We start from the raw sequence: 17332 nt of genomic DNA, 5'->3' as shown, positions 1-17332 counted from the left end.
TGCCGCGGACGCAGAACTCGGTGACCTTGCGCCGGCGGGCGGGAGTCAAACCATGTCCCGATTTCGACCGGATGCCGCAGCCCCGGGCGAGCGAAAGTGGGACATGCCGCGGACGCAGAACTCGGTGAGCTTGCGACGGCGCGCCGGAGTCAAACCATGTCCCGATTTCGACCGGATGCCGCAGGCCCAGGCGAGCGAAAGTGGGACATGCCGCGAGCGGGGTAGGACTTCAACTCCTCAGGCCAGAGGCACTCAGTGCTGGGCCGGGCCCGTGCTCTCGCGCAGGACCAGCGCGGTGGGCACCGTCTCGAAGCGCTGCTCGCCGGCATCCATCTGCTCGACGAGCTGCGCGACGGCCTGCGCCCCCAGCCGGTCGAAGTCCTGGCGGACCGTGGTGAGCGGAGGGCGGTAGTCGGCGGCATCGGCGACATCGTCGAACCCGACGATGCTCACGCCGTCCGGGGCCGGCCGCCCAGCATCCGCGAACGCCCGCAGCGCACCGAGGGCCATCTGGTCGTTCGCGCAGAAGACCGCTGTGGCACCGGGGTCGGCGGCGAGGGCGACGCCGGCGACGTGACCGGCAGCCGCGCTCCAGTCCCCCTGCAGAATTGCGGGCGCCTCGAGCCGGGCGGCGGCGAGCGCCTCGCGCCATCCCCGCTCGCGCTCGCCGGCGGCGAACGAGCCGATCGGCCCGCGCACGTGGTGGACCGTGGAGTGCCCGAGCGACAGCAGATGCTCCGTCGCGACGCGCGCTCCGCCGGCATGGTCGGTGACGACGACCCCGAACCGCTCGTCGCGGGGGGCGTCCACCACCACGAGCGCGACGTCGACCGGGGTGGCGGCATCCCGCACGAGGTCCGTCGCCTCATTCAGGACGATCGCGCCGTCGACGCCCTGATCACGCAGACGCTCGAAGGCCGCGGCGACATCGGACCCTCCCCCGAGCGTCACGACCACGAGGGCATAGCCCCGCGCGGCGGCGGCGTCGGCCACAGCCTGCAGCATGCGGGAGTTGCCGATCGTCGCGAGGGTGGAGGCGACGAGCCCGATGGTCTGGGTGCGGCCGGTGCGCAGCGCTCGCGCCGCCCGGTGCGGGCGGTAGCCGAGGCGCTCCATGGCGGATTCCACCTTGGCCCGGGTGGCCGGGTCGACGCGCGGGCTGTCGTTCACGACCCGGGAGACCGTCTGCCCTGAGACGCCCGCCAGGGCCGCGACATCGGCCATCGAAATCCGTCGTGCCACCAGCGTCCCCTTCGTCCCGCGAAAACTGCTCAGGTATGTTGACGCTAACATAGCGAGTCGGCTACCATGTTGACGTGAACATGCCTGAGTATGGGACGCAGTCGTCCCCCGCCCTCACTCTCGGCGCCGGCGTCGTCAAGCGGCCTACCCGCCTCGCGGACGGTCGCGAGCTCATCTACTTCGACGACCCGGGAACCTCGCTCGGCGACGAGCGTGCCATCGACGCCCGCACGCTCGATCCGCGACCTGAGACTGCGACGATGCGGCTGGACGTCCTCACGGGAGACTGGATCTCGGTCGCCGCCGCCCGGCAGAATCGCGCGTTCCTGCCCCCCGCCGAGCTCGACCCGCTCGCTCCCCAGACGCCGACCAATCCGAGCGAGATCCCGTCGCTCTACGACGTCGCCGTCTTCGAGAACAAGTCGCCGTCGTTCGGCCCCGCCCTCGCCGAGGCCCACGGGACCGCACCCGCTGCGGTCGACCCGCCGCGCGGTCTCGACGATCTCGACGCCCTCGGGCTCGGTCGCACCCGCACGAGCGTCGGACGCTGCGAGGTCGTCTGCTTCAGCCCTGAGCAGTCCGGCTCGTTCGGCACGCTGTCGGCGACGCGGGCTCGCACCGTGATCGAGGCCTGGGCCGACCGCACCGCCGCGCTCTCGGGCCTCCCCGGCGTCGAGCAGGTGTTCCCATTCGAGAATCGCGGTGAGGCGATCGGCGTGACCCTTCCCCACCCGCACGGCCAGATCTACGCGTATCCGTACATCACCCCCCGCACGACCCGCCTGCTCGACACGATCGATCGCACCGCTCCCGACCTGTTCGAGCGCATCCTCGAGTTCGAGCGCCGCTCAGAGCGCGTGATCCTGCAGGGCGAGCACTGGACCGCCTTCGTCCCGTTCGCCGCGCGCTGGCCGCTCGAGGTGCACCTGCTGCCGCACCGGCACGTGGCGGATTTCACCGAGACGACGGATGCCGAGCGCGACGAGCTCGCACCTCTCTATCTGCGGCTCCTCCGAGGCGTCGACGCGGTCTACGACTCGCCCACTCCGTACATCGCCGCCTGGCATCAGGCCCCCGTGCACGCCGGGCGCGACTCGGTGCGGCTGCACCTCGAGCTGACCAGCCCCCGTCGCGCCGCCGACAAGCTCAAGTTCCTCGCCGGGTCCGAGGCTGCCATGGGCGCCTGGATCGGCGACGTCCCGCCCGAGACCTCGGCCGCACGCCTCCGCGACGCCGTAGAAGGAGTATCGCTGTGAACAGCCCCGAATCGACTCCGGATGCCGCAGCCCGTCGCCTCTTCGCCGAGCTGACCGGCAGCGAGCCCACCGGAATCTGGTCGGCCCCCGGCCGCGTCAACCTCATCGGCGAGCACACCGACTACAACGACGGGTTCGTCTTCCCCTTCGCCATCGAGCACCGCACGTACATCGCACTCGGCGAGCGCGACGACGCGCGGATCCGCGTCGCCTCGACGTTCGACGACGAGGTGGCCGAGGTCGCGCTGAGCGAGCTGGACTTCCCGGCGCTCCGTGACGACGTTCCCGAGTGGGCGACGTATCCGCTCGGCGTCGCCTGGGCGCTGATCAGCGCGACGGGGGCGGATGCGGCATCCCTCACCGGTGTCGACCTCGCGATCGCCTCAGACGTGCCCGTCGGCGCCGGGCTCTCGTCCTCCGCGGCCATCGAGGGGGCGGTCGCTTCGGCGCTCGATGCGACCTGGAGCCTCGGGCTCGACCGCGTCGCCCTCGCGAAGGTGGGGCGCACGGCCGAGAACGAGGCCGTCGGCGCGCCGACCGGGATCATGGACCAGATGTCGTCGATGCTCGGGCGTCCCGACGCGGCGATCTTCCTCGACTGCCGATCCCTCGAGGCCCAGGTCGTCGATCTTGGCTTCGCCGGCGCCGGCCTCGAGCTGCTCGTGATCGATACGAAGGTCACGCACTCGCACTCCACCGGCGGCTACCGCGAGCGCCGCGCGTCGTGCGAGCTGGGCGCCCGGACGATGGGCGTGCCGGCTCTTCGCGATCTCAGCGTGGACGACCTCCCGAAGGCTCAGGAGCTGCTCGACGACGTCACCTTCCGACGGGTGCGTCACATCGTCACCGAGAACCAGCGCGTGCTCGACACCGTCCAGACGCTCCGCGAGCAGGGCCCCGAGGCGATCGGCGATCTCCTCGTCGCGTCCCATGTCTCGATGCGCGACGACTTCGAGATCTCGGTCCCCGAACTCGACACCGCCGTCGAGACGTCGCTGGCCGTGGGCGCCGTGGGCGCCCGCATGACCGGGGGCGGCTTCGGCGGGGCGGCCATCGCTCTGGTCTCGCACGACCGCGTGCAGCAGGTGACGGATGCTGTCACCGCCGCGTTCGCGGCCTCCGGCTTCGGGGCTCCGCACATCTTCACCGTCACTCCGTCGGACGGTGCCCGCCGCGACGCCTGAGCCCGGGCGCGGCCGCGGGTGCGGGTGCGGGCGGGTGCGGGCCCGGCGAAGCCCCCGGCGGTCGCGACGCACGCGGCCCATGCGGTGAGCCTCCACTGGACCGACGAGCACGTGGGGGATCCCCACGTGCTCGTCGGGCAGATGGAGGCTCATGGTATGGACACGCCCGGCAGCGGGCGGCGGGATCGCGCGGTGGCATCCGGGCCCCGGCATCCGGTGTTCATGAACGCGTGAGGCGCAAGCCCTGGCGGGGCCCGCTCGCCGACCCCTATCGTCGAGGGGCAGAGAGCGGGGAAGCAACCCGCTCCGCCAGATGGGAGCAGCAGTGGCGTACATCACCGTCGGAACCGAGAACTCGGTCGACATCAAGCTCTTCTACACCGACCAGGGGTCGGGACAGCCCGTGGTGCTGATCCACGGGTTCCCGCTCAACGGGGAATCCTGGAACAAGCAGGCCGCGGCTCTGCTGGATGCCGGCTACCGGGTCATCGCGTACGACCGGCGCGGTTTCGGCTCGTCCACCAAGGTCGGTTCGGGCTTCGACTATGACACGTTCGCGGCCGACCTCGACTCGCTGCTGACCCAGCTCGACCTCGACGATGTGATCCTCGTCGGGTTCTCAATGGGCACGGGCGAGGTCGCGCGCTACATCTCGAACTACGGCAGCGGCCGCGTGGCGAAGGCGGCCTTCCTCGCGTCGCTCGAGCCGTTCCTGCTCATCACCGACGACAACCCGGAGGGCGCGGGACCGCAGGAGTTCTTCGACGGCGTCGCGGCGCAGGTCGCCGAGGACCGCTGGGCGTATCTGACCGCCTTCTACAAGGACTTCTACAACCTCGACGAGAACCTCGGCTCGCGGATCTCGCAGGAGGCGCTCGACGCCAGCGTGCAGGTCGCCAACCAGGCGGGCAACTACGCGATCGCCGCCGCCCCGCTGACGTGGCCGACGGACTTCCGGGCCGACATCCCCAAGGTGGACGTGCCGGCGCTGATCCTCCACGGCACGGCCGACAACATCCTGCCGATCGATGCGACGGCACGCCGCTTCAAGGACCTCCTTCCCGACGCCACGTACGTCGAGATCCAGGGCGCCCCCCACGGGCTGCTGCTGACCCACGCCGCCGAGGTGACTGAAGCGCTGCTCGCCTTCGTCAAGAGCTGACCCGCGGGCCCTTGCGGAGGAGGTCACGAGCTGATCGGCGCGAGGCCTTGCGGAGGAGGTCACGAACTGATCGCCGCGGGGCCTTGCGGAGGAGAATGCCGGCACCGGAGGACCCGTTGCCCGAAATCCTCCTCCGATCGGGGACGATGCCTCCCGATCGGAGGAGGGCAGTCGAAGGCAGGGACGACGGATGCCCCGGCACGCACTGTGCCGGGGCATCGGTCGCGTATGAGGCGCCGGCGGTCGGTCGTGGTGCCGGCGGCCGACACGGCAGCCCCCCTGACCCCGGCAGCGCCGCCCGTCCTACTGCTGCGAGGCGTTCGCCATCGCGATCAGGCCGTCGATCATCTCGGGGCTGACCGAGCCGCCGGCCATCATGCCGATGCGGCCCACGGGGAACGACTCCATCATCTTGTCCATCGAGACGCCCTCGGGCATGATCGACGCCGCACCCTCCATCATCTCGGCCATGCCGGCCATCGCGGCCTGCACCATGGGCCCCGCGACCGGGTGAGCGAACACCTCGCCGAGCGAGGACTCGCGGGTGAGCGGAAGCGAGAGGGCGTCGCCGTCGACCGCGACCTCGACGGTCGAGCGGATGTCGCTGCTCGAGGCTCCGATCGCAACGACGTAGTCGCCGCCCTCGACGACCCAGCGGTCGGCCCGGACGTGCCAGTAGGCCAGGTCGGAGCGACGCACCGTGAGCGCGACCTCGCGCGACTCCCCCGCCTCGAGCGCGACCAGCGCGAAGGCCTTGAGCTCCTTCGGCGCGCGCTGCACGGCCGAGCCGGGCAGCGACGTGTACGCCTGCACGACCTCGCGGCCGGCCCGCTCCCCCGTGTTCGTGACGGTGACGCGCACCTCCACGTCGCCGTCCGCGGTCACCGAGGCGGCGGCATCCGAGTATGCGAACGTCGTGTACGAGAGGCCGTGGCCGAACGGGAAGGCGACCTGGATGCGGCGCGCCTCGTACCAGCGGTAGCCGACGAACAGCCCCTCGCCGTAGCGGACATGGCCGTCCTCGCCCGGGAAGTTGAGGAACGCCGGGGTGTCTTCGAGCCGCAGCGGCACCGTCTCGGCGAGCTTGCCCGAGGGGTTGACCGAGCCGAAGAGCACGTCCGCGGTCGCGGAGCCGCCGGCCTGCCCGAGCAGCCAGGCCTCGACGATCGCGGGCACGCGGTCCGCGAACGGCAGCGCGACGACGCTCCCGTTGGAGAGCACGACGACGGTGCGCGGGTTCGCCCCGAGTACCGCGTCGACGAGCGCGAGCTGGTCAGCCGGCAGGTCGATGTCGTCGCGGTCGTAGCCCTCTGACTCCAGCCGCGCCGGCAGGCCGATGAACACGACGGCGGTGCGGGCAGCGGATGCCGCGGCCACGGCCTCGTCGCGCAGGCGCGCCGTCTCGGCGGGATCGGCGTCGACGGCGGTCGTGAAGCCCTGCGCGTAGGTGACGTCGGTCGCGACCTGGCGGATCGCGCTGAGGGCGTCGTCGAGGCGCGTCGGGTGGATCATCGACGAGCCCGCGCCCTGGTAGCGCGGCTCGTCGGCGAAGAGGCCGATCACCGCGAGAGAGGCGTCGGCCTCGAGCGGGAGGAGCGGTCCCTGAGCTTCGACGGGGTCACCAGCCGGTCGAGGGGCTTCATTGCGCAGCAGCACGATCGAGCGCCCGGCGGCCTCGCGAGCCAGGGCGTGGTGGGCGTCGACGTCGAGCGGTCCTTCGACGCGCTCCGTCTCGGCCCACCGCAGCGCGAGCGTCGCGACGCGCCCGGCCGAGGCATCCAGGTGCTTCTCGTCGAGCGACCCGTCGCGCACCGCGGCGACGAGCTCGGCATCCGTCGCTCCGCCATTGGAGGGCATCTCGAGGTCGAGGCCGGCGGCGAGGGCGGCGACCCGCTCGTTGACCGCGCCCCAGTCCGAGACCACGAGACCCTCGAAGCCCCACTCATCGCGCAGCACCTGGGTGAGCAGGAACGGGTTCTCGGACGCATACACGCCGTTGACGCGGTTGTACGCGCACATCACGGTGTGCGGCTGCGCGTCCTCGACGACCCGCTGGAAGCTGCGCAGGTAGATCTCGCGCAGCGGGCGTGGGTCGATGTCGCTCGAGGACCGCATGCGGTCGTTCTCCTGGTTGTTCGCCGCGAAGTGCTTGAGCGAGGCACCGACGCCGGTCGACTGGATGCCGTTGACCAGCGCGGCGCCCATCACGCCAGAGACGATGGGGTCTTCGGAGAGGTACTCGAAGTTGCGCCCGCACAGCGGCGACCGCTTGATGTTGGCGCCCGGTCCGAGGATGACCGCGACGTCTTCGATCGACGACTCGACCCCGAGGGCTGCGCCGACGCGCTCGGCCAGGTCGACGTCCCACGAGGAGCCGAGCGCGACCGCCGGCGGGAAGCACGTGGCCGGGACGCTGTCGCCGAGACCGAGGTGGTCGCCGCCCTGCGCCTGCTTGCGCAGGCCGTGCGGGCCGTCGGTGAGCATGACGGCGGGGATGCCCACCCGCTCGACCGGCTTGGTCGTCCAGAAGCTCGCACCGCTCGTGAGCGAGGCCTTCTCTTCGAGGGTGAGGTCGGCGACGAGGTCCGCGACGTCGGTCAGGGTGACGGTGTCAGTCATTTCCGCTGCTTTCGTATCTATATGCGTGGAGGTGGGTCCCGCGGATCAGCGGGATGCCTTGATCGGCAGGACCGCGAAGGCGCCGAGGATGCTCAGGACGATGCCGACGGGGAACAGCCCGACGTAGCCGAACGTGAGGACGATCGCGCCGGCAACGGCGGGAGCCAGCATCTGCGGCAGCGTCGCCGCGATATTCACGACGCCGAGGTCCTTCGCAAAGGACTTGGCCGAGGGCAGCACCTGGCTCATCAGAGCAGTGTCGACCGCCTGGAACATGCCGAAGCCGAAGCCCGAGATGAAGGTCATGAGCATCCAGGCGCCGATGGTGGGCGAGATGATCGGGATGAGCATCGCGAGGCCGACGAACACCGAGGAGCCGAAGATGAACGGCTTGCGGCGTCCGATCCGGTCGGAGAGGGGCCCTGCCACGACCGTGGAGACGAGGATGCCCACGAGGCTCAGGATGCCGAGCAGCGGGATCACGGTGGCGGGGTCTTCGACGCCGAGGTAGTCGGTGAGGATGAAGAACTGGTACCCCGTGACGGTGAAGTAGCCGGTGTAGAGGAGCAGGCGGCCCGTGAAGGCCCAGAAGAAGTCGGGGTGCTTGACCGGGTTGACCCAGAACGTCTTCAAGAAGTCCACGAAGCTGAACGGCTCCCGCGGGAGGTCCTTGCTGGAGTAGTCCGGGTTGAGGAGCACGAACAGCGAGAGCGTGACGAGCGAGAACACGGCGAAGATGACGTAGCCGAGGGCGATGCTGTGCAGGAACAGCGAGCCGATGATGGAGCCACCGAGGGCGCCGACCATGAGGCCGATTCCGGAGAGCGCGGAGAAGGTGCCGCGACGGGCGATCGGGACACGGTCGGGGAGGATGGCGCTGAGCGGTCCCTGGGCGAAGTTGAAGCAGATCTGAATGAGCGTCATCGCGATCAGGATGCCGATGAAGGTGTTCGCGAACGCCAGCCCGACGAGGGCGAGGCCGCCGGCAAGTGAGCCGATCATGATCCATGGCGCACGACGGCCGAAGCGCGAGCGGGTGCGGTCCGAGGCCTGGCCGGCGATCGGCTGTGCGAGCATCGCGGCGAAGGAGCCGACCGTGGCGACGATGGCGAGGTTCATGACCTTGTTCGCCGGGTCGAGGCCGGTGATCTGCGCAGGGAGGAGGATGCCGGGAACGGCGCCCCAGATGAGGAAGATCGCGAAGTTCGACGGGATGATCCACCACAGCAGGCGGCGGACGCCCTTGATCGGCGTGGGCGGGTCGTCGTTGCCCGCGGCCTGCTCGATGAAGGCGATATCGGCCACATCCACGTCTTCGACGGGCGGGATGGATTGTGACGGCAGTGTCATTTCGTGGTCCTCGATGGTTGCGTGACGACTCGGCGGTGGGTCGCATGAGAAACCTTACGGCGCTTGGTTTTGAAAATCAAACGTTATTCGGTTTACATTGGCACCATGGCGAAGATGCAGGAGGGACGACGCGGTTCCTACGCGAAGGGCATTGCGAAGCGCGAGGAGATCCTCGAGCGCGCACTCGAGGTGATCGCGCGCGAGGGCTACCGCGGCGCATCCGTGAAAGAGCTGGCGGATGCCGTGGGCCTCAGCCAAGCCGGGCTCCTGCACTACTTCGACAGCAAGGAGGAGCTCTTCACCGAGATCGTCCGCAAGCGGGATGACGTCGACGTGGCCCACTACGGCGTGACGACAGTGGAGCACCCCACGGTGGCGGCACTGCGGGACGGCTATGTCGCCGTCATCCGCCACAACAGCGACGTCCCCGGACTCGTGCAGCTGTACTCCCAGCTCTCCGTCGACGCCGCCGATCCGCAGCATCCGGCCCACCGGTTCTTCCTCGACAGAGGACAGAACCTGCGCGGCCTGTTCGCGGCCGCGCTCGCCGAGCGTCTCGAAAACGGCGAGATCGCGGGCAGCATCGCCCCCGACACCCTCGCCCGCATCCTTCAGGCCGTCTCGGACGGCCTCCAACTCCAATGGATGCTCGAGCCCGACATCGACATGGCGGGCATCGTCGCCCAGCTCTTCGACGCGCTCACGCGCCCGACCACCGAACGGAACCCCGAATGATCACCGAGACGCAGGCTCCCGTCGTATCGATCGCCCCCGGACGGGTGCGCGGCTTCTGGCGCGGCGAGCCCGGCGCGGCCACGGCATCCGCGGCCTTCCTCGGCATCCCGTTCGCACAGGCGCCGGTGGGCGACCTGCGATTCGCCGCCCCGTTGCCGCCCGAGCCTTGGGACGGCGTGCGCGACGCGCTCGAATACGGTGCGACCGCCCAGCGTGGCGACAAAGGGATCACGCTGATTCCCGAGCCCTCGATCCCCGGCGAGTCGACGCTCAACGTCAACGTCTTCACGCCGCGGCCGGGCGATCGCGCGGCTCTTCTGCCCGTGCTCGTCTACATCCACGGCGGCGGTTACCTCGCCGGCTCGCCTGCGAGCCCCTGGTACGACGGCCGAGCATTCAACCGCGACGGTGTGGTGACCGTCTCGGTCTCGTACCGGCTGGGCTTCGACGGCTTCGGGCACATCCAGGGCGCTCCCTCGAACCGTGGCGTGCGCGACTGGATCGCCGCCCTCGAATGGGTGCGCGACAACATCACCTCCTTCGGAGGCGACCCGGCACGCGTGACGATCGCAGGCCAGTCCGCGGGTGGCGGGGCGGTGCTGACACTCCTGGGCATGCCCGCAGCCCAGCATCTCTTCCATGCCGTGTGGGCGCTCTCGGGTGCGCTCGGTGACGTCGCATCCGAGCGCGCCCGCACGCTCGCCGTACGCCTCGCCGACCTCGCCGGCGTCGAGCCGACACGCGCGGGGTTCGCATCCGTGCCCGAGGACCGCCTGCTCGAACTGCAGGAGAAGGCCGCCTCGGGCGATGGCAGCCCGCTCGCCGGGATCACCGCGCTCATCGAGGAGGGGCTGCCCTGGGGGCCGATGATCGACGGCGACCTCATCCCGCGACGCACCATCGACGCGCTGCGCGGGGGGATCGGCTCGGACAAGCCGCTCGTCCTCGGTGCGACGGACGACGAGTTCACCATGGTCATGGATCAGGCCAAGGGCAAGTTGCGGCTCATCCCGGCGGGGCTCGCCCTCGCCAGGTTCGGACTCAAGGGAGCCGCACGTCGCGCCTACCTCGCCGACAACGCGGCGACCCGCAAGAAGGGCACCGGTGCGATCATCGGGCACTTCATGACCGACAAGATGTTCCGCACCGCCGTTGTCACGATCGCGAGCGCGCGCGGCGCGGCAGGTCCGGATGCGGGCACCTGGGTGTACCGCTTCTCGTGGGCCTCGCCCACGAGGGGCTGGGCGCTGCACTGCCTCGACGTGCCGTTCTGGTTCGACTGCCTCGATGCCGACGGCGTCACCGCCATCACCGGCGACGAGCCGCCTCGCGCCCTAGCGGCCGCGGTGCACGGCGCCGCGACGGCGCTCATCCGCGATGGCGCCCCCGGCTGGACGCGGTGGGCCGCCGACGTCCAGACCACGCGGGTGTTCGGCGGCGACCCGTCGACGCCAGATGTCATCGCCGACGGCTACGCGAGTGTGCGCGCCCTGATGTGACGCCGGGCGGCCGTCCGAGCGCCCTCGGTCCGCCGCTGGATTCAGCACCCCGGCGCCCTCATTTCACGACGGCCGTCTGTGCGGTCGTCCGCGTGACGGATGTGTATCCGATCTTCTCGAAGATGACGGTGACGGTGATGCGGTGCCCCCGGTCGGCGGCGGTGAGTTTGTAAGTCCAGAAGTCCGAAGTACCCGTGGCGCCGGGGATGGCAGCCCCGTCGCGCTTCCAGATGAAGGTCGCCTGGACGGGCGTCGGCCCCCAACCCGTGCCCACGTGGACGCGGAGGGTGCTCCCCACCGTCGTGGTGCCGGTGATCCAGGGGGTGTCGCCGATCGTGAGCGTCCCCGATGCGATCGGCGCCGTGGGGGCACTCGTCCGAGTCGTGGGCTGCATTCCGGCTCCGGTCGCGGTGACGGCTACCGTGATGCGATCACCCGCGCGAGCGCCGTTGAGCGCCAGCGTGGAACCCGTTGCGAGGGGGATCGCGACGCCGTCGGCGTACCACTGGTAGGCGAAGGCACCTGGTGCCGGACTCCACGAGCCCGGGCTCGCCGTGAGCGTGGAGCCGACCTTGAGCGTTCCCGAGATCGTCGGGGTCGGGGCGACCGCCCAGGACTGCAGGGTGACAGGAGAGGTCTCCGCACTTGTCCGGGAGACTGCGGCATAGCCGGGCTTCGTTCCCGTCACCTGCACCGAGATGCGAGCGCCGAGGTCGGCCGTGCGCACGTCGTAGGTCGACTTGTTCGCTCCCGGGATGGGCGTTCCGTTGCGCAGCCACTGGTACGCGAGCGAGACGGGCGCAGGGCCCCAGGTGCCCGGGACGGCCGTGAGCACCCTGCCGACCTCGGGCAGGCCCGAGATGGTCGGCACGGGCGTCGGTGCGAGCACCGGGTTCGACACCGGTGCGGTCGGGGCGCTCGTCCGGCTGACCGACGGGTAGCCGGCTTTGGAGCCGGTGACCGTGACCGTGATGGTCTGGCCGACGTACGCGGCGGTGACGGCCCAGGTCGTTCCGGTCGCTCCCGGGATCGCCACATTGTTCGCCCGCCACTGGTAGCCGAGCGCGACAGGTGCCGGGCCCCACGTTCCGGGTGCTGCTGTCAGCGTCTGCCCCACGATCGGGCTGCCGGAGATCGTCGGAACAGGAGTGGGCGACAGCACCGGATTGACCACGGCAGCGGTCGCCGCACTGGTGCGGCTCGCGGAGGTGTAGCCCGGCTTGCTTCCGGTGACCGTCACGGTGATGGCCTGCCCCAGTTGCCCGGACGTCAGGATGAGGGTCGCATCCGTCGCGCCGGCTATGGGCGTGCCGCCCGAACTCCACTGGTACGCGAGATCGACGGGAGCGGGTCCCCATGTGCCAGGCACGGCGGTGAGGGTCTGGCCGATGAGTGCGAGCCCGGTGATCGTGGGAGTGGGGGTGGGCGACAACGTGCCCGGCGCCACTGTCACACCCGGACTCGTGCGCACCGCGGTCGTGTAACCGGCCTTCGTCCCGGTGGCACGGACGGCGATGGTCGCACCGACGTCACCCGCCGTCAGAGTCAGGCTGGACGCGGTCGAGACGACAGAGCCGTTGCGCAGCCACTCGATCGCCAGGTCGACCGGCTGCGGCCCCCAGGCTCCGAGCGAGGCGGAGAGGGTTGCCCCGACCGCGACGGTGCCGACGATCTGCGGCGTGGGCGTCGGCGTGAGGGTGGCGGGCTGGATGGTGACCGCGAGGCTGCTCCGTGAAACGCTCGGGAAGCCCGGCTTGGACCCGGTGACGCGGACGGAGATGTCGGAGCCGACATCTGCCACCACTGGCGCGTAGCTCGTCCCGGTGGCTCCCGCGATCGGCACGCCGCCCTTCAGCCATTCGATTCCCAGCGTGACGGGAGCGGGACCCCATGTCCCTGTGCTGACGGTCAACGTCTGGCCGAACACGGGCACGCCGGAGATCGTCGGAACCGGAGTGGGCGAGAGGACAGCATCCTGGACAGCCGCCGTCGGTGCGCTCGTGCGCCCCGCTGTCGTGTAGCCGGCCTTCGATCCGGTCACTGTCACCGTGATCGTCGCGCCGACGTAGGCGGTCGTCACACTCCAGGTCGAAGCGGTCGCACCAGGGATCGGCACCCCCTCGGCGGACCATTGGTATCCGAGTGCGACAGGGGCGGGTCCCCAGACGCCAGGCGCAGCGGTGAGTGTCTGACCGACGCGAGGATCGCCCGTGATGGTCGGCGTGGGCGCGGGTGAGAGCTGACCGGCCACGACGGTGAGACCGAAACTGGTGCGCACCTCGGTCGTGTAGCCGGGCTTGGATGCTGTGACGCGCAGCGCGACCGTCGCACCGACGTCCGCCGGAGCGAGCGCCACTTGCGCGGCGGTGGACACCGTCACGCCATTCCGCAGCCACTCGATACCGAGGGTCACAGGCATCGGCCCCCACACCCCGAGGTCCGCCAGCAGCGTCTGGTCCACGACGGCGGAGCCTGAGATCACCGGAGTGGGTGCCGGTGTCAGGGCTCCCGCCGCAATCGTCACCGCCGTGCTCGTGGTCGTGGCGGATGCGTAACCGGCCTTCATTCCCGTGACCGCCGCCCGCAGCGCGGTGCCGACGTCTTCCGTGGTCGGGTGGTAGGTGAGACCCACGGCACCAGGAATCGGCGCCCCGTTGCGGAGCCACTGGAGGCCGAGGTCGACGGGTGCGGGTCCCCACACGCCGGGATCGACCGTCAGTTCTCCGTCCATCACGGCGGTGCCTGTGACGATCGGCACCGCTGTGATCAGGGTGCAGGCGATCACGGGACCGACCGGATCGGTCGTCTCGGTTGAAGTCTGGTACCCGGCCTTGGTGCCGGTGACCGTGGCCTTGACCTCCGCGCCGAGCGCGGTCAGCGGCACGGGGAAGGTCGTGGTCGAGGCACCGGGGACCTCGACGTCATCGATGAACCAGCGAATCGTGAGGGCGACCGGGGGCGGGCCCCATGACCCCGTGTCCAGCGACAGGATGCCGCATGTCGTCGCCGCGCCCGAGAGCACGGGAACACCCGACGCGAGGTTTGCCAGCTGAACGGGACCGGTCGGGTCACTCGTCCGCGACGCCGACGTGTAGCCGTCCTTCGACCCGGACACGACGACAGTGATCAGCGCCCCCGCGTCCGTCGCCGTCGGGGTGTACGACGACCCGTGCGCACCGGGGATCGGCGAACCGTCGCGCTGCCATTGGATCGCGAGATCCACCGGGGCCGGTCCCCAGATTCCTGTGACGACCGAGAGTGATCCCGCGACCACGGCAGTGCCGGTGATCGTCGGCACGGGCGCGGGCGCCAGGTCGAGCAGACCGCCGGCGATCACGAGGGCGCTGCTCGTCAGGGCGAGCTGAGCGTATCCGGGCTTGGAACCCGTGACGCGCACGCTGATCTCCTGGCCTGCGTCCGACGGGGAGACGATGTAGGTCGAGAGTGTCTCTCCCGATATCGGCACTCCATTACGCAGCCACTCATACTCCACATCGACCGGGGCGGGTCCCCATTCCGGTTCGATGACGGCGCTGAGAGACTCGCCCACGTCGGGCACACCCTCGATCGTCGGCGCGGCGCCGACGATCTCGCAGAGCGTCACGGGCGGTGTCGGCGCACTGGCGATCGACACGGGCGGATACCCGACCTTCGACCCGGTGACGACGACAGTCACGACCTTGCCCGCGGCATCAGCCGGAACCGGGAACGTCGTGCCGGTCGCCCCGTCAACGGGCACGCCATCGAGCTTCCACTGGTAGGTCAGGTCGACCGGCGCGGGAGCCCACTCCCCCGGAAGGACGGAGAGGACACTGCACGCCGTCACACCGTCATCCGCCGGCGTCGGGTCACTTCCCGGCACGATGGGGTCCACCTGGATGACCGGGGCGGGCCCCGTGATCGGCTCGGTCGGAGTGGTGCCGCCGCCGCCGCACTCGGCTGTGGGGATGAACCTCACATTGTCGAGCAGCACTGCTGAGTCGTACGCGCTGTCGCCGATGTCCTGCAGCGTCAGGATCACAGGGGTCTCACCCGTGCCGAGCGGCACGCGCGCAGTGAGCGATGGCGTCCAGCCGTCCATCGCGTTGCCGGCTACCGGCGCGAATCCGACGACGACGTTGACGCTGACGATGTTGCCCTCGGTGTCGAACGCATAATTGTTCGGGGCGATGATGGCCGATCCCTGCTTGCGGATGTCCGACGCCGGGGATTCAGCGGTGAAGACATCGTTGAAGGCGCTTCCCACGTACTCGGGGAACTCCTCCGAGCCGAACTTCAGGTCGAAGGCGAGGCACTGGCTCCCTGCGGGAGCGGTCGACGAGATCGTGATGCCGGTCATATCGTGGCCGTCCACGCCACCCCCGTTGAGGCTCGAGCTCAAGAACTTGCTCGTTTCGGCGGGCAGCATGACCTGCGACGCCCAGCCGGTCGAGAGCACGACGTAGTCGCCCCCCGCCCGCGGGAATCCCGTGAACGCGGCGTCCGACAGAGCAAGGCCCCTGCTTCCGCCGAACAACGAGATCGACATCCCCTCGTCCAGATCCAGCGCGGCTGCGATCTCCGCGAGAGAGTAGGGCGCAACGAACACCGGCGGGCTTGTCGACTGAGCATCCTCGTACCCGGTGCGGGATGCCACAACCGTGACGGTGATGTCGGCTCCGCGATCTGCCGGTGTCACGACGTACGTCGGCCCCGTAGCGCCGTCGATCGGAATGCCGTCCGCGCTCCACTGATAGGTGAGCGCTTCCGGTTCGGGACTGAACACACCTTCGGTGTGGGCCGTGAGGGTTTGACCCGGTGACGGCGACCCGGTGATCGTGACGGTGCCTTCACTGTCGAAGTACGAGGGCTGGCCGACCCACCCGTCCACTCCGCCGAAATGCACCGCTTCCGAAGAGAAGAGTGCAGACGCAAGCGCTCGGGAGCTCGACTGGTAGTACCAGCTCGCCGCAGCGCCTTCTGGAAGGAACTCGACGAGGAATGTCCCCTCCGGATCGAAGTCGACGAACTCGTACCGTCCGTCAGCGTCGGTCACGGTCGTCGCCGCGGCAGGAGCGTCTTCGGGAGAGAACGGGTAGAGGCGCACCTCGACGCCCTCAACGGGCAGGCCCGTCCCCCACTCCCTCACGGTCCCACTCATCGTCCGAGTCCCGGTCCACAGGTGGAAGTCGATGCTGAGGAGATGCTGACCGGCGGTGATCGTCAGGGGGCTCGCCGTCGCGAAGTCGGCTGCCCCCGCGTACCAGAGCGGGACGAGTCCTACTCCTGAGGCGCGCACGGCGTAGTCGCCGGCGACGAGGTCGTCCGCCTGATACCTGCCTTCCGCGTCAGTGACCAGTGTCAGGACGGGAGTCGTGCCGTCGCCGGTCGCGTCGTAGAGCTCCACTGTCGCTCCGGCGACAGGCAGACCTGTCGCTCCGTCGTAGACGTTCCCGGTCACGCTGTTCACCGTCGACCACAGGGCGATCTGGAGCCCGGTGCTCTCACTTCCCGGCTGGACGGCGAAGACTGTCGCTTCGTCGAAGCTGCCGCCGCCGTACCAGCCGGCMACGGCGCCGGGGTAGCTCGCCCGGATGACGTAGTCGCCGGGCAGGAGGCCGGGGAAGGCATAGCCCCCTGCGGCGTCGCTGAGCTGCGATGCCAAGGGGGTGACTCCATCGCCGTCTGCGTCGAACAGTTCGACGGTGGCTCCCTCCAGCGGCTGGCCGGTCGGTCCGTCGATGACGCGGCCGGAGAGATAGCCCGTCGGGACATCAGGTGCCTTCTCCAGATACACGTCGACGGACGGCACGTGCGAGCCCGCCCCGATCACCACATCGAACGCGTCCACGAACGCCGACTGACCCGAGAACCACTGCGGCACATACAGCGCCGGATCCSCCACCGCACGCACCCGATACGTGCCATACGGCAGGTTCTGCACCACATACGACCCGTCCGCRCCCGACGTCACCGTCGCCGCCGGCGTCACCCCCGCACCGCTCGCATCGTAGAACTSCACCGTCGCACCCGCGATCGGCTCCGAGTCATTCGCATACCGGATCGTCCCCGAAATCGAATCCTGCGCATCCGCCAGATACACGTCGACGGAYGGCACGTGCGAGCCCGCCCCGATCACCACATCGAACGCGTCCACGAACGCCGACTGMCCCGAGAACCACTGCGGCACATACAGCGCCGGATCCSCCACCGCACGCACCCGATACGTGCCATACGGCAGGTTCTGCACCACATACGACCCGTCCGCGCCCGACGTCACCGTCGCCGCCGGCGTCACCCCCRCAC

Annotated in this window: 9 protein-coding genes; 5 read left to right on the top strand and 4 right to left on the bottom strand. The window is 69.9% G+C overall.

Annotation, left to right across the window (positions count from 1 at the left end):
- Positions 1-252: 252 nt before the first annotated feature.
- A complete protein-coding gene (locus tag AC1DP3_RS15765; protein WP_477294964.1) occupies positions 253-1224 on the bottom strand; it encodes a LacI family DNA-binding transcriptional regulator in 972 nt (323 codons plus the stop codon).
- 98 nt (positions 1225-1322) lie between these two features.
- On the opposite strand from AC1DP3_RS15765, the gene galT reads away from it, so the two are divergent.
- The 3 genes from galT (at position 1323) to AC1DP3_RS15750 (ending at position 4844) form a co-directional block, all read left to right on the top strand.
- On the top strand, positions 1323-2498 hold the full coding sequence (galT, locus tag AC1DP3_RS15760; RefSeq protein WP_477294962.1) for a galactose-1-phosphate uridylyltransferase: 1176 nt from the start codon (positions 1323-1325) through the stop codon (positions 2496-2498).
- Entirely contained in the window at positions 2495-3682 is a 1188-nt protein-coding gene (gene galK, locus AC1DP3_RS15755; RefSeq protein ID WP_477294895.1) for a galactokinase, read from the top strand. Before galT ends, galK begins: the two co-directional genes overlap by 4 nt.
- 325 nt (positions 3683-4007) lie before the next feature.
- The gene (locus AC1DP3_RS15750; RefSeq protein ID WP_477294894.1) at positions 4008-4844 is read left to right on the top strand and encodes an alpha/beta fold hydrolase; all 837 of its coding nucleotides are present in this window, start codon (positions 4008-4010) and stop codon (positions 4842-4844) included.
- Positions 4845-5147: 303 nt separating this feature from the next.
- Here AC1DP3_RS15750 and AC1DP3_RS15745 read toward each other — a convergent pair whose 3' ends face one another.
- Entirely contained in the window at positions 5148-7463 is a 2316-nt protein-coding gene (locus tag AC1DP3_RS15745) for a glycoside hydrolase family 3 C-terminal domain-containing protein (RefSeq protein ID WP_477294893.1), read from the bottom strand.
- A gap of 45 nt (positions 7464-7508) precedes the next feature.
- Complete coding sequence (locus tag AC1DP3_RS15740; protein ID WP_477294891.1) at positions 7509-8813, bottom strand: MFS transporter; 1305 nt, start codon at positions 8811-8813, stop codon at positions 7509-7511.
- Positions 8814-8918: 105 nt separating this feature from the next.
- Here AC1DP3_RS15740 and AC1DP3_RS15735 point away from each other — a divergent pair, with 105 nt between their 5' ends.
- On the top strand, positions 8919-9548 hold the full coding sequence (locus AC1DP3_RS15735) for a TetR/AcrR family transcriptional regulator (protein ID WP_477294889.1): 630 nt from the start codon (positions 8919-8921) through the stop codon (positions 9546-9548).
- Positions 9545-11047, top strand: coding sequence for a carboxylesterase/lipase family protein (locus AC1DP3_RS15730; RefSeq protein ID WP_477294888.1), 1503 nt, complete (start codon positions 9545-9547; stop codon positions 11045-11047). Before AC1DP3_RS15735 ends, AC1DP3_RS15730 begins: the two co-directional genes overlap by 4 nt.
- A 58-nt stretch (positions 11048-11105) precedes the next feature.
- Here AC1DP3_RS15730 and AC1DP3_RS15725 read toward each other — a convergent pair whose 3' ends face one another.
- Positions 11106-17306, bottom strand: coding sequence for a carboxypeptidase regulatory-like domain-containing protein (locus AC1DP3_RS15725; protein WP_477294886.1), 6201 nt, complete (start codon positions 17304-17306; stop codon positions 11106-11108).
- Positions 17307-17332 lie beyond the last annotated feature (26 nt).

It is taken from the genome of Microbacterium sp. P5_B6 (assembly GCF_056400345.1).
The sequence above is the reverse complement of the archived record's forward strand: the minus strand, read 5'-3'. Positions and strand labels throughout refer to the sequence as shown.

Excerpts from the sequence above, each read along its gene's own strand:
- AC1DP3_RS15735 (WP_477294889.1), top strand. The coding sequence starts at position 8,919 with ATGGCGAAGATGCAGGAGGGACGACGCGGTTCCTACGCGAAGGGCATT.
- AC1DP3_RS15765 (WP_477294964.1), bottom strand. The coding sequence starts at position 1,224 with ATGGCCGATGTCGCGGCCCTGGCGGGCGTCTCAGGGCAGACGGTCTCC.
- AC1DP3_RS15745 (WP_477294893.1), bottom strand. The coding sequence starts at position 7,463 with ATGACTGACACCGTCACCCTGACCGACGTCGCGGACCTCGTCGCCGAC.
- galT (WP_477294962.1), top strand. The coding sequence starts at position 1,323 with ATGCCTGAGTATGGGACGCAGTCGTCCCCCGCCCTCACTCTCGGCGCC.
- AC1DP3_RS15730 (WP_477294888.1), top strand. The coding sequence starts at position 9,545 with ATGATCACCGAGACGCAGGCTCCCGTCGTATCGATCGCCCCCGGACGG.
- AC1DP3_RS15740 (WP_477294891.1), bottom strand. The coding sequence starts at position 8,813 with ATGACACTGCCGTCACAATCCATCCCGCCCGTCGAAGACGTGGATGTG.